Here is a 13152-nt window from a genome sequence, read left to right as displayed (position 1 = left end):
TGGATGCTAATCCACTTTCCTGCTTTCCTCGGTATGGCCGCTCTCAACCGATGCTGGTGCAGGATTTTGGGCCTCTAGCCGAATAGAGGCCAGTGGTGAGGGCACCGCGACCGCCCAGAAAGGGACTGCATAAGCGAAGGAAACCTTTGCCTCCAGTGTCACCGGCTTGCTAGGTCGCTCTGCGCGCTGCATCGCAACATGTAGCCTCTGCCTTATCGCTTTGCGGGCCACGGAATTGATTTCCACACCAGCTAACGTGAGCAGGAGCCGTGTGTACGCCAACCGATGAAAATCGTCAGGGCAGCTTGGGTGGCGGAACATCGGTTCAAAGCAATACTCGATCAGCTGCAGCATCACACCTAGGTTACAGCGCACTTGCAGGAACATCAGACAGACAAAATCGGCTATGACGGGCACAGCAGTATCAAATGTTAGGTTCGGTTCGGCTAAGTAACTTCGCAACCGGTTGATCCCTATATTTGCAAACGTCTCACCCTGATCCATCATGGCTATAAGGTCTGCAGCTTGGATCGAGACGAAGCTGCGCCTGGTCATCACCAATTGAACAATTGCACGAGAGTACTCAGCACGCGTCAAACGCTCTGATATCAGTTCATTCGTCAGTAGCATTTGAGGAGATGCGCCCCTGATCTCCAGGAACCCTGCTATAGCTCGGAAGCGGGCGTCTAACGACAGTAGGGCACCACCGTATTCCAGGCAAACAAGCAGGGTTGCATACTCTCCTTCACCCAGAATGTCTTTGAGTGTATGCATCTGTGCCGCCAGTGTGGGTGGGCCATATGCCGGTACCACCTCACAATACTCATCAATAGCGGCATAGATTGAGTCGAGAAAGGCACGCTCCCGATGCCAATTTTCCTCTGTCTGCTCCTGCATACCGAGTTGCCCATCGTGTGAGAAGAGCGTCCCTCCCTTGTGAAATCGCGTTGACGACTCGATCTTCGTTTCTAGCGCTTGCTTGGTGGCAGCAGCTACATACAGCCTGGGGATGTGCTCCAGTACATCGAGCATTCCAAGCGTCGCAAGCTCTACCAGCATGGGAAGATCTACCACCCAAGAGTGATCGGAGGCAGCGATAACCGGGAACTCATCGTGGGTCTGGCCCACACCCATCGAGACCTCCAGCAATGGCCCCTCATCGGGCCAGCCTCTGACGAGATCGATCACATCCACACCGAGCATCTGCGCGATCAGTCCAAGCGTAGCCATGTGCTGGCTGTAGAGCCCAATTGTGTTAAGGCCCTGTGTTTTTTTTCGTTCGATTTGCTCAATGAAGAAGGAGAAATCCAGCTCACCATCCTCACGCGTGGGGATGGTCATGGCGACTAAACTTTTGCTCGGAACGACCGCGCTTGAGACCTGCCCATATGATAGGTCGAGCAAACGTCGGTGAATGGTCACTATCCGCTTAACCTTGAGCGTCTGCTCTCCTATCAAGCTGCGGATTGTTGTGGTTTCGCCAACTTTGAGACCAATAAGCGCGACAGCCTGCGCGGAGTCCGCAGCGATGAACTCCGCGGTCGGTGAGAAGGGTGGGTCAATGTCAAAATCTATTGAAACGTAACCGCTGCCGCCGTTGCTGTCTTCGAGTTCGACTGAAGTACCAAAAGCGACCTCAACTGGGTTGGTGAGGAAAGTGTCCACCGTGCCGGATGCCATGACCATGAGTGAGATGTGACCGGCCGCAGCCTCAAGATTGCCCAAGTTCACTCGCATGGTGCGGTAAATGCGAGCGATGCCTCGATCATGCATCCCCCGACTTATCTCTGCGTTAGCAAGTTTCAATTGATCCTGAGCGGAGCCTTCGAGAAAGACAGGAAGCGTGGCTATGCACGCGTCCATCTGCCCAAAGTTTATGTTGGCTAGAACCTGGATCAGCAACAACCATGCACTGGCATCAAGGGGGCTCTCAGAAACGATCATCTCTGCGATTTCACGCATCCTGGGCCAATCACCGGCGTTACCGTAAACGTTCAAAGCCACGTTTCGGACATCTGCGGATTGGCGCCATTCCCCTGGAAGCGACTCCAGCAGATCTCGAACCTTCGCGCGCTGATCAGTTAGGGCGTATGCGTGAAGAAGATCAACGTGCAATGGAGTGAACGAGTCGCGAGGAAGCACGCGTTCGAGCATCGCGATAGCATCATCGTGACGCCGTGCATGGAGCATCCACTGCGATGCCATGGACAGCTCCAGCAAATCGCTGCTTTGCGGTGCGAGTTCAGCCACACGATTCTCGAATGCCTGGCGCACTGCTTCGTTATCGATAAAGGCCCGAGCAGCGAAAACCCCATCGGTAATATTGCTGTTCTGGGGAGTGACACCTAGCAGCGAAAGCTCTTGCTGAACTGCATCATTGCGTTGCTGACGCAGCAACAATTCCCAGTGCATGTGGCGGAGTATCCGCAGCACTTTCGCCGACTCCTCCGTGACAGGCCGCTGCACCTGTACACCGTAGGCAGACTCGAGCATTGGCTCTCTACCCGCAACCAAGCATGCTTGGCCGAAGATAACCAGTGCGTCATCAGGAAGCTGGTCAAGGTGATCGGAGAAGCGATCAACAGCTTCACCTTCACGATTCAAATCGCATAGGGCCTCAAGTTCCACTCGGGCCGAGGTCTCATGTTCTGGGACGCCGCGCTGTCTTCCCTGCTCGATCATGTCCAACGCCTGAGCCGCCTGCCCCAATAGCAGATACGCATAGGCAAGGTGAAACACGACGTCAGTCTTTGTCCTGGGACTTTGCTCGGCCCATAGAGCATTCTCGCGATCCTCAAACTTGGACATGGCGTCCATGATGAGCTCACGTCGATCCAGGGGCTGAGATCGCGTGTTCACGTGGAACGGGTTGTCCGTAGCGAGTCGCAGCGTAAAACGCAGATAGTTTTCGACGATGAAAATGGAACTGTCAGGCTGCTCCAAAGCTTTCTTGATAGCGTTGACGGCACCAAGATCGTCCCCGGCGCCAGCCCTGGAACTGGCCACCATCTGCCAGGCCCCGGATTTATCGCGAAAGGCTTCGGGGATCTCGTCTTCAGTTAGCTCTTCTCTATTGAGGACTCTTGCGTTGGCGTAAGCGATCCATACCGAATACGACTCCGGAAAGCGAGCCTGTGCCGCCTGGCCAACCTGGAGGGCAGCCTGCACATCATTTTTGAGCATGTGAGCCCGGACATGACCCGCAGCGATACGGTCATCGTCGGTATAAAGGTTTGCGGCTGCCTCAAGATCTGTCGAGGCGATCTCATCGTCCCCAAGATGCCAGTAGCACATCCCACGAAGGAAATACCAACGGGCCTTCTGGTGAATATCAAACGTGTCCAGCTCGTCCTCGAGGAGTTCCAGCTGAGTCAAGGCATCCTTGTATCGGCGATCGTTGTGCAGCGTGCTGATGCGGTCGAGCTGGCGCGTAGCAAATGTAGTTTCCGACCCTTGGATTGCGATGGGGAGGTCATCAGTCAGCAGTGTGCTGCCGGCAGCGCGGCCAACGGAGAGGAGGGGAGCAAGATATTCCGCCAGCGGGGTAAGCTCTGACGCGCGCTCATGGCTGACAGGCATCGTACCCATTTGATAGGCCCGCACACTCTCGCGTATCAGCTTGGCCGTATGAAATTCCTTGGCAAGCTCACCCAGATGGGCTGAAGCGGAAGACAGATCGATTTCTCCGGCCGTGCCATTGAGCTCAGCACACACAGATAATAACTGCGACCACACTGCGCCGCTGTCCCGGCTAGGTAATGCCTGGGCGATAAATTGCTTTTGGTATCCGGCTTCCTGAGTGCGATCCGAGTCCAGGTCGTGGGGAACGAACTTCAGGTGGATCGCGAACTGGCGCAGGTCTTCGTCGTTAACCGTGGCCTCATTGTATTGATCAGCTGCAGCCTTGATGGCCGCGTAAGCAGTCCGGTTCCGAGCGTTACTCAGACCCTCTGAATGCACACGGGTGTACCAGGACTCATGTGAAAGAGACGCCAAGGCCAGCCTGACAACCTCTACCGCGCCTTCCATGGATGACGAGCTAGACACGTGGTAGACGATCAAATTGTCGTCCAGTCCACGCTGGAATGTTGGCTTGATGAAATCGAGCCACGCAAGCCCTACTGCTTCGGTAAAAACGTCATTGGCAGTCGCCTTGAGTGACCGCTTCATCTGCATTCTGATGGTTGCTTTCTGTCCAGTGCTCGCCGACGCAGCATGGACAACGAGGTCGTCAGTATTGTGGTCAAATCCTCGACCTTGGAACAGCAACCCGACAATGGCAAATCCTTCGCGCAGCCCGGCACATGGGATGCCTAGGCACATAGCGAGTAACCGCACCGCCTGTACGCGTTGCTCAAACGCACCGCCACGCCCGCCAGTTGAAATAGGGCTTGCGACCTTTTTCTGCTGGGGTTTCGGTTTTGGGTTGGGAGCTTTTTCTCCCTTTGCCTTTGGAGGCCTTGCCATACCTGGCTCGCACAACTGATATAGGGCCCTATCTTATCGATCATTAAGCGCCATGCGTAGCGTTGATTTCGCAAGAAAATTACATAGCGTGCGGCCTGGGGCATGGAGTTCGTATCGAGCGCCAGCATCGTCGAGATGTACCATCCTATGACCACCAAAAAACATAAAAAGGCAAGCGGAGCGCGCAGGCGTGAGGATGGAAGCCCGACAGGGCCGAGACTTGGCTCCGCCAGGCTCGGTTCACGACAACCATCCCCGCAGGGGCACGCTTATACCCAAACTGGTAACCCGTGCAATCGCTATCTCCTCAGCAAGCCTTTAAGGTTTTCTTACGCGTAATGGTCACCTCTCCATGATGAAGATTGCTGACTCTTAGATGCACTCCCGTGTAAGGGGGGACGGGGACTCATCCTTCATCCCTTGAAAGCTCAGTGAGTGCTGAGGCTAGCGCCGTCGCCTGCTGAGGCGTGAACCTAAAGCGCGACTCATCGATTTTGATAGCAATTACTCCATCGGATTCTGTATCCAGGAGAACTGCGTAGCTGTTGTCATCGTCCATGACTTCACACTCGGCAATGCCAGGCCGAGTGAAGATGGCGAGCCTAATTTCGTATGAGTCATCCTCGGGCGAACCATCCTTGAAGGTGAAGAATCTGTTCGGCGGCAGTTTTGTGCTCATGGTTTCAATTTGCCTCAAAAAATAGGTTGCATGAGTAACTAAACGGAGCGGAAGTTAGAAACTTGAGCGGGAGAAGAAAATCTTGGCACTGAATGGTTAACCTTGGATGCCCAGTTCACTCCTTGCCTTGAGTAGTTTGCTCAGGGAGGAGGTTCCATGAGCAAGCAGGTATGTGTCGAGTGCCTCATTGATGGGTAAACTACCTGTTTTTTGCGGTGTGATTGGCGGATAACAATGGAGTGGCAACCTTCTTTTCTCTCGCGACTGTTCAGAAGGGCGGCATCATGGCGTCTGAAGATCGAGAATGATCAATTCAGCGTCACGTTGAATGAGCAAACGTATCCGATACCTCTCGAAGCGTTTTCCTCACTGCGCTTTCGCGATGCCCTGTTATGGACGAACGTCACTGTCTGGGTTGGTAACGAGATTCATCTCGTCGGCTTGCGAAAGTCGGCTCGTCACACGCTGAGTAACCAGCTTCGAGCCGTCACGAGCAGGCAGAATTTCCGTACTTATTACGCCAAGATAATGGGTTGGCTGAAATTGGTCGATCAAGTGGCGCTGATGGTAGACGCAGAACATCGATGGCTGACACACGACATGCAGCATGAGCTTCTTTCCGAGAAGGATGCTTTGAAAATCGACGATGCTGATCTCAAGGCACTGTTTGATTCTCCAGTTATCCAAACTGCATTGGGAGACAACAAGACACGCGTGTTAGGGCGGTTGCGCCAATGGTCTCAGGATTGGCCAACGCATTGGCAGACTCGTAACAAAGCGCACATGATCCGCGAGCTGGATGCTTGCTCAGATCTTCTGGATAACGTCGAGTCCCGTGAGCTCAATGACGAGCAAGCAAAAGCCGTGGTTTGCTTCGACAATCGGGTTCAGCTTATTGCCTCCGCCGGCTCCGGCAAGACCTCTACGATGGTTGCCAAGGCGATTTACGCGGTTCATCGCGGTTTCGTGGCCCCATCCGAGATCATCATGCTGGCCTTTAACAAAGATGCTGCACAGGAGCTGCAGGAAAGGGGCGCTCAGTCTCTCGGAAGGTTAGGTATGACCGGTGTCACGATCAATGCACTGACGTTTCATTCACTGGGCCTAAAAATCATTGGCGGTGCGACAGGCAAAAAACCTAGCGTCCCCAAGTGGGCTACCAAGGCGGATCTTGGGCTTGAGAAACTTGGTGTGATCGTTGATACGCTTAAAGACAGGTCAGATGAGTTTCGCACCAAATGGGATCTTTTCCGCTTGGTATTCGGGCGGGATCACTCCACTGCGCCGTTGAGAGATGTGGCGGAAGCTTTCGACAGGGAAGGGGAGGCTCGGCTAATTACACTCAATGGTGAGCATGTCGCGAGTCAGGAAGAGCGCTTGATTGCCAACTGGCTTTTCTACAACGGCGTCGAGTACGCCTATGAGCGGCCCTACGAATACGACACTGCAACTGCCGATCACCGCCAATATGCGCCCGACTTTTATTACCCGCAGCTGAACCTCTATCACGAGCACTTTGCCTTCGATGCAGAGGGCCAGGCACCCGCGCATTTCGTGAATTATGCGGAAGGGGCCGATTGGAAGCGGAAGACCCATGCCAGCTATGGTACGCAGCTGATCGAGTCGACTTCACACCAATTGCGGACGGGTGAAATCTTCGCTCATCTCTCTCAAGAGCTGACGTCGCGGGGCGTGGAGCTAGATCCAAACCCCGACCGTCCGATCCCGGACTCCGGCCTAGTACCACTGGAACATATTGACTTGGTGAAGGTGCTCCGATCGTTCATCTCTCACTACAAAAGTAATAGCCTGACGGCGGCGATGCTGCACGAACGGTACGACGCTCTTCCGATCAGCGTTTTCAAGTTCCGGTACAAAATGTTCCTGGAGCTCGCGATTCCGGTGATCGAAGGCTGGGATGCCGCCCTGAAAGAAGACCGTGGGATCGATTTTGAGGACATGATTAACCTGGCCGCAGATTGCCTAGAGCGTGGCTACCAGTCGCCTTATCGCTTGGTCATGGCTGACGAATACCAAGATGCCTCGCGCGCACGTGCGCGGCTTTGCCGGGCGTTGGTTCAAGAGCCCCATAGTCACCTGTTCGCGGTGGGTGATGACTGGCAGTCAATCAATCGATTCGCCGGCGCGGATGTGAGTGTGATGACTGGTTTCGTGGAATGGTATGGCCACGGTGAGGTATTCCGGTTAGAGAAGACTTACCGGTGCCCTCAGGCTATCTGTGATGCTTCCAGTCAGTTTGTGGCTAAAAACCCTGCTCAGCTGCAGAAGACCGTGATTTCTGTGACGGAGCCGATCGGCCCCGCATTTCTGGCATTCCAGCTATCTAGTAGGGATCAGGTTCAGAATGGCTTGCGGCAGTATCTGGACGATCTTCACCAGCAGCTTTCGAGCGGTGTAGTCCCCGGGGCAAGTGATCGGCTGATAACGGTCTTCGTTCTTGGACGCTACAAAACCGATGCGCAATTCATACCCCAAGGGTGGGAGCAACGCTACGGCAACAAGCTTGAGATCAGATTCAAAACCGTCCACACCTCAAAGGGTGATCAGGCCGACTACGTTCTGCTCCCCGGAATGATGGCTGGAGGATTCCCGAGCATGAAAGGGGACGATCCGGTCTTCGGCCTAGTAATGCCCGAAGGAGACACCTACCTGCATGGCGAGGAGCGCCGACTTTGCTATGTGGCGTTGACCCGGGCTCGTAGGTCTGTAGTGATGTTCACTGTGACTGCCAGAAATTCACCGTTCCTCACCGAGCTGGTAAAGGACGGGGTGGTCATGGTTACGGACATCAAGGGTGAACCAATCCAGGAGGAACGATGCCCTGTGTGCCAACATGGGGTCGTGCTTCAGCGCACCGGTAAGTTCGGTGATTTCAAATCCTGCTCGAGCTTTCCTCGTTGCAAGTACAAGCCCGAAAAACCAAGGCGCCAAGATACTCGGCAGGCAAAACTGACTCGACGACGTTAAGGGCGTCAGTACCAGCCAGCACCGCACCCGGATAGCGCAAAGCCTTCATATGTGGCATATAGCCGCTAACGAAGTGGCGCGTAGGTTTTCATTGTGACTACGTCGACGCTTGTATTGTAGGCGATTGCGGCCCAGCGCTGGGCGACGGGCCGAGAACCAGGATCAGGAAATGTCAGGGAAAATCGTACGCGGCGCCAGCCGCTGTTGGTGGGCGCTAGTCGCCGCTGGACGTGCAGCTCGGCGATCATTCGCAGCTTGGCGAAGTGACATTGTCCTGTATTGGCCCAGCCTCTTCTGGTGAAGGCACAATTCTGGCAGGCCATGGCTGGGATTTGAAGTTTGGACGACGACACGGAAACTCTGGAGGACAGGTACGACAATCTCACCACAGACACGCTACTGTCCAAGGTATTGTCGACGCAGGAGCAGGGTAACCTAGACTTGGTAGCATCCAATTCTGCTGGGGCAAAGAATGAGGCAATCTAGGAAGCCGTTTGATCTGAAGCCGAGGTCATTTGCATGGCCGTGAGCCTTGGGCACAGCCTGAAAGGTACAGCATCTGTGAAACGAGGGGATGTGGGTTTATCCAGTAAGGAGTTTCCATGCTACAAGCTGCGACCGGAAAGCTGTTCACGAATCGCGAAAACCCACGCCGGCAAGATCTCAAAGGTGTGATTTATAGCAACGTAGATCTTGGTGCGTTTGATCGATTCAGTACCAGGGTTGGAACCTTGGTCAATCTGGAGTCATTCCGTACCCCTGCGGCATTGGGTTATGAGATGACCGAGTATATGGAGGCGGCTGATCCCGCCCCAGGAGTACTCGTTTCCCGTGCGATGGCTGCTTACATTGATGACTTCGCGGACATAGCCTCTTTCAGCCTGCAGGTGATTTTCTCACCAGATGTTCATATTGCCGAGCGCTTACTGTACCAGCGGCACAGGCCTGGAGACCGTTCTCCCAGTGAACGGCTAGCACGATTTTATGATAAATCAGTCAGGGCTACTGAGTCCGAACTGCAGGCATTCGAACAGTTTGCGGATCAGTTAATTGACTTGCCGCGCGCCAACTACCTTGCTGTGATCCAGGCAATCCGAACGTACGTGGCCGCAGTCCACCGAATGGGTGATGACCTCAACCTGGCCTACACGCTGTTGGTTATGTGTGTTGAATCACTGGCTCAGAAATTCGATGGCCACGAACCGAAATGGGTCGATCTTCCTGATCAAAAGCGAGCCGGGGTGGATGAGTGAACGAGCCCCATGAAAGACAGGACACCGTTTCCCCCTTACGATAAGGGATAGGCAAACGGTTATGTTTATGACTAATAGCAACGACAAGAGTGGGGAGCTTTTGGGCCAAGAGCGGCGGCGCCGCTGGAGCCCGGAGCAAAAACTGGCCATGGTTCGCGAGAGTCTTGAGCCAGGGCAAAGCGTTTCGGTGGTCGCTCGACGCAACGGCATCAATGCCAACCAGCTGTTCCTATGGCGCAAGTTATATCAGGACGGCAGTCTGTCGGCGGTCAGTGCCGGTGAAGCCGTTGTGCCCGCCTCGGAGCTGAGCGATGCGCTCAAGCAGATCCGTGAACTGCAACGGATGCTGGGCAAGAAAACGATGGAAGCAGAAATCCTCAAAGAGGCCGTGGAGATCGCCCGGTCGCGAAAATGGATTGCGCACTCACCCTTGTTGCCGGGGGACGACCAGTGAAGCTGGTCAGCGAATGTCTCGGTGTGGCGCGCTCGCAATTAACGGTTCGAATCAAGCAATCGGTATCGCTCAAAGTACGGCGCCGCAGGCCTGTGGACGATGCTGATCTGGTGGTTGAAATCCAGCAACAGATCAGCGAACTGCCCAGCTATGGCTACCGTCGTGTTTGGGGATTGCTGCGTCGTGCCCGTGAAACCCAGTCGCTGCCGGCGATCAATGTGAAACGGGTTTACCGGGTCATGCGCGATCACGACCTGCTGTTGGCGCGGCGCATCAAACAGCCCGGCGTGCCGCGTCGGCACGAGGGTCGTATTGCGGTGCAAACCAGTGATACGCGTTGGTGCTCGGACGGCTTTGAGTTCCGCTGTGAGGACGGCGCCAAACTGAGCGTGACCTTCGCCCTGGATTGCTGTGACCGCGAAGCCATCGGCTGGGTCGCGAGTCCGACCGGGTACAGCGGCGATGACATCCGCGACTTGATGCTGGAGAGCGTAGAGAAACGCTTCGGTGATCAACTGCCTGCAACGCCGGTTCAATGGCTAAGCGACAACGGCTCGGCGTACACCGCCGAACAGACACGCCTGTTTGCTCGACAGATCGGTTTGCAGCCGGTGACCACCCCGGTGCGCAGCCCGCAGAGCAACGGCATGGCCGAGAGCTTCGTGAAGACGATCAAACGTGACTACGTTGCGCACATGCCCAAGCCGGATCGAGAAACGGCGCTGCGCAACCTGGCAATTGCCTTCGAGCATTACAACGAGCAGCATCCGCACAGCGCCTTGAACTATCGCTCACCGAGGGAGTTCAGGCGCTTGGCAGCAGCATCAATTTGACGGGGAGTTGGTGTCCGGTTTTGTAGGGGCAAGTCCAATGAGGCACTCCTCAGCGTCAGCGAAGAAGGCTCGCAAAAGGTCAGGGAAGCAGTACTGGAAGTCATACATCCGCGCCTTGGGTTTAGATTTGTGCAATTCATCCTGGCTCACCTGCCAGCGGACTACTTCTCGGCTCAGGCCGACGCACAGAAACATCCAATAGGTCGTCGCGACTTGGAGGCGGCCTTGCAAAACCTCTACGGTGTCCGCTCCAGCTACGTTCACACGCTCAAACCACTCACTAAAGAATTCCTCCACTTCGCTAGTCATAGAGAAACTTGGGAGGACGAAGGGAAGCTCACCTTCACATTCCAGGGATTATTCCGGCTAGTGCGGGCAGTGATCATTGAGTTTGTGCGCAAAGCTCCTAAAATCAAGCATGAACCGTGCAATTACGAGTGGGACAACCCCAACCTCTTGAGGCTCAGGGTCGCCCCACAGCATTGGATCTACGACCCTTCCGGTTTCGAGGCTCAGACATCGCGGCGATACCTTCAAGGTTTGGTGGAGCTGCTCGATGAGTGTCTGGTCGAATACCCCAATCGCAAGCTCCACAGGCCGAGCCACATTATCGAAAAGGGGCTGAGCATTCAGTCCCAAATGAATGAAGCGCAGAATGTGCCGTTTCTTGCCCTGTGGTGGTTGTCCAACGTCTACCTGGGCCACGACCCTGCGAGGAGGACGCATACCTCCAAGGAGGTGGAGATGTTGAACAAACCGAGTGTGGATTCCCTGATTACCCAGGCCCTGTTGGGCAGTGACTCGGAATGGACACCCGCTATCCATCAGCTTCAGTTGGATCGCTATTACACGCAGCGCTACAAGAGCGGTGGCATCAGGGTGCCGGCGAATGTAGAAGCCTGCATGGCTCTTACATTGGCCGAACGGCATAGGAAAGCGGGTCACATATCCTCAGCTCATGGCGCGCTGACTTCGGCCGCTGAGAACTTTCCGCATCTGATCCAGCTTCGTACTTTGGCGGCCGATTTCGATCCAAGCACCCCCATCGCGTGGCTTTCGATCATTTATCCTGACATCACCATGCAGCGGGCAACTCTCGAATGCGTTGGCTTGTGAAAAGCGAGTAAGCAGGGAACTGCGAGTATTCGTTTGCCCACACAGTCGCCCCTCGCGCGAAGCTTAAACAGGTGCCTCCCTCAGCTATCTCTCGTAGGTCTCACCGCCGGTGCTGATCTTGTAGATAGTTTCCGAGTAAGGCAGGCGAGCGAGGATAGTAGTAGCCTGCACCACTCCCGCCATAGTCATCCCTCTACACATGAGGCTCACATAGCCCTGGATGCGAACGCACATGGCATCAGCACTATCAATGAAATTCGTTTTGTTGAGGCGGAGCATGATGACTGTCCTGCCCTCGGGTACTGCTCCAATTGGGGGCACGGCGAATATCGTAATCTGGGTGTACACGACCAAACAGAGCAGCGCGATGCCCGCTGTAATTAAGACCTTCTTCATATGGGAGACTCCTGTCTCGGATTCAGTCTATGCGCTTAACGATGCCGAACCGGCCGTCTTTAAAATCGCCGGCACGGAGGACATTGGGGGCAGATTGGTCGCAGCTGTACGTCGAGTAGCTCACAGGGGGGTTACCAAATCGATCTGAGCTACGATCCGCGCAACCTGAAGATGACGCAACAATGTATAGCGGCTTGGTTATCGCCTCATTTGGGACTTGGAGTCCCAAGGAGAACCTAATACTTGCCTTGTGAGCAAAATCATTCGCGTCGTCGTGGTAATTACCCAGGAACGTCGCATAGCTGCTCCAACTGACGAATTCGAAACCCATGACGCCCAACCGTTTGAGCTCGCCGCCGTTTGACGCGTAAACAACGAGAGGCGCCAGCCGAGGGTCTTTGCTCTTAGACGAGTATGTCACTTTCGCCGTGATGTACTTGGAGCCGCGTTCGGCAGATCGGTACTCATACTCATCACCGTGATTGTTAAAGCTCCACTGGTCGGTAATTTGGGCTGACTGGAGCGAGACAGAACTGTCATCGGCTGCGAATGAGGCTTTCACCGGAATAGCTTTCATGCCGAGCGCCGCCAGCCGATGCGCCTCTTGTTCCTTGGCCTCACGATCCTTGACCATTTTCTGCAGGAAACTGCTTCCGGTTTCTGCTTCAGCGGAGTCTGGGTAGCGCAACGTCAACGACGCCAAGGCTACTCTAGTGGCTGCTTCGTCTTCGCGGTCGGAAGCCCTTCTTACCTGAGCCAGCAATACGGTGGGTGTTTCTTTAAGGGCCGTATTTTCCTGCTCAAGCTTCGCGATTTTGCCTTTAGCGGCGGTGATTTCTGCCTGCAGGGATTTTACGTCCGAGCGAAGGCCTTCAGCCTCTTTCTTGCATAACTCACCGCCATCTCCACATCCCGTAAGCGAAAGGGCCAGGCAGGTGAACAGTAAATCCTTTCTCAAAATGCCTC

Annotated in this window: 8 protein-coding genes; 4 read left to right on the top strand and 4 right to left on the bottom strand. The window is 54.8% G+C overall.

Features of this window, described 5'->3' with window-relative positions; translation table 11 throughout:
* Nucleotides 1-6 precede the first annotated feature (6 nt).
* A complete protein-coding gene (locus ACYZUM_RS10130; RefSeq protein ID WP_473061323.1) occupies nt 7-4467 on the bottom strand; it encodes a PIN domain-containing protein in 4461 nt (1486 codons plus the stop codon).
* Between the two features lie 406 nt (nt 4468-4873).
* Nucleotides 4874-5146: a hypothetical protein gene (locus tag ACYZUM_RS10125; protein ID WP_042559185.1), complete on the bottom strand. Its 273-nt coding sequence runs from the start codon at nt 5144-5146 to the stop codon at nt 4874-4876.
* Between the two features lie 234 nt (nt 5147-5380).
* On the opposite strand from ACYZUM_RS10125, the gene ACYZUM_RS10120 reads away from it, so the two are divergent.
* The 4 genes from ACYZUM_RS10120 (at nt 5381) to ACYZUM_RS10105 (ending at nt 11790) form a co-directional block, all read left to right on the top strand.
* Nucleotides 5381-8134 (top strand): UvrD-helicase domain-containing protein, encoded by a 2754-nt coding sequence (locus tag ACYZUM_RS10120; protein WP_473061322.1) that lies wholly within the window; start codon nt 5381-5383, stop codon nt 8132-8134.
* A 602-nt stretch (nt 8135-8736) separates the two neighbouring features.
* Nucleotides 8737-9387 carry a hypothetical protein gene (locus ACYZUM_RS10115; protein ID WP_473061321.1) on the top strand — a complete coding sequence of 217 codons (651 nt, stop codon included), beginning with the start codon at nt 8737-8739 and terminating at the stop codon, nt 9385-9387.
* 67 nt (nt 9388-9454) lie between these two features.
* A protein-coding gene (locus tag ACYZUM_RS10110) for an IS3 family transposase (RefSeq protein WP_370467938.1) occupies nt 9455-10674 on the top strand; the annotation gives its coding sequence in 2 pieces (ribosomal slippage) (nt 9455-9800 and nt 9800-10674; 1221 coding nt in all).
* A gap of 129 nt (nt 10675-10803) precedes the next feature.
* Nucleotides 10804-11790, top strand: coding sequence for a hypothetical protein (locus ACYZUM_RS10105; protein WP_473061320.1), 987 nt, complete (start codon nt 10804-10806; stop codon nt 11788-11790).
* Nucleotides 11791-11874: 84 nt separating this feature from the next.
* On the opposite strand, the gene ACYZUM_RS10100 is transcribed toward ACYZUM_RS10105, so the two are convergent.
* Entirely contained in the window at nt 11875-12186 is a 312-nt protein-coding gene (locus ACYZUM_RS10100; RefSeq protein WP_042559182.1) for a hypothetical protein, read from the bottom strand.
* 22 nt (nt 12187-12208) lie between these two features.
* A complete protein-coding gene (locus ACYZUM_RS10095; protein ID WP_042559181.1) occupies nt 12209-13144 on the bottom strand; it encodes a hypothetical protein in 936 nt (311 codons plus the stop codon).
* Nucleotides 13145-13152 lie beyond the last annotated feature (8 nt).

It is taken from the genome of Pseudomonas sp. m6p (assembly GCF_055760375.1).
Note: the sequence above shows the minus strand (reverse complement) of the source record. Positions and strands in the feature narration are given on the sequence as shown.

Bases quoted from the DNA above. Each gene is read 5' to 3' on its own strand.
- ACYZUM_RS10130 (WP_473061323.1), bottom strand. From the start codon at position 4,467: ATGGCAAGGCCTCCAAAGGCAAAGGGAGAAAAAGCTCCCAACCCAAAA.
- ACYZUM_RS10125 (WP_042559185.1), bottom strand. From the start codon at position 5,146: ATGAGCACAAAACTGCCGCCGAACAGATTCTTCACCTTCAAGGATGGT.
- ACYZUM_RS10120 (WP_473061322.1), top strand. From the start codon at position 5,381: ATGGAGTGGCAACCTTCTTTTCTCTCGCGACTGTTCAGAAGGGCGGCA.
- ACYZUM_RS10115 (WP_473061321.1), top strand. From the start codon at position 8,737: ATGCTACAAGCTGCGACCGGAAAGCTGTTCACGAATCGCGAAAACCCA.
- ACYZUM_RS10100 (WP_042559182.1), bottom strand. From the start codon at position 12,186: ATGAAGAAGGTCTTAATTACAGCGGGCATCGCGCTGCTCTGTTTGGTC.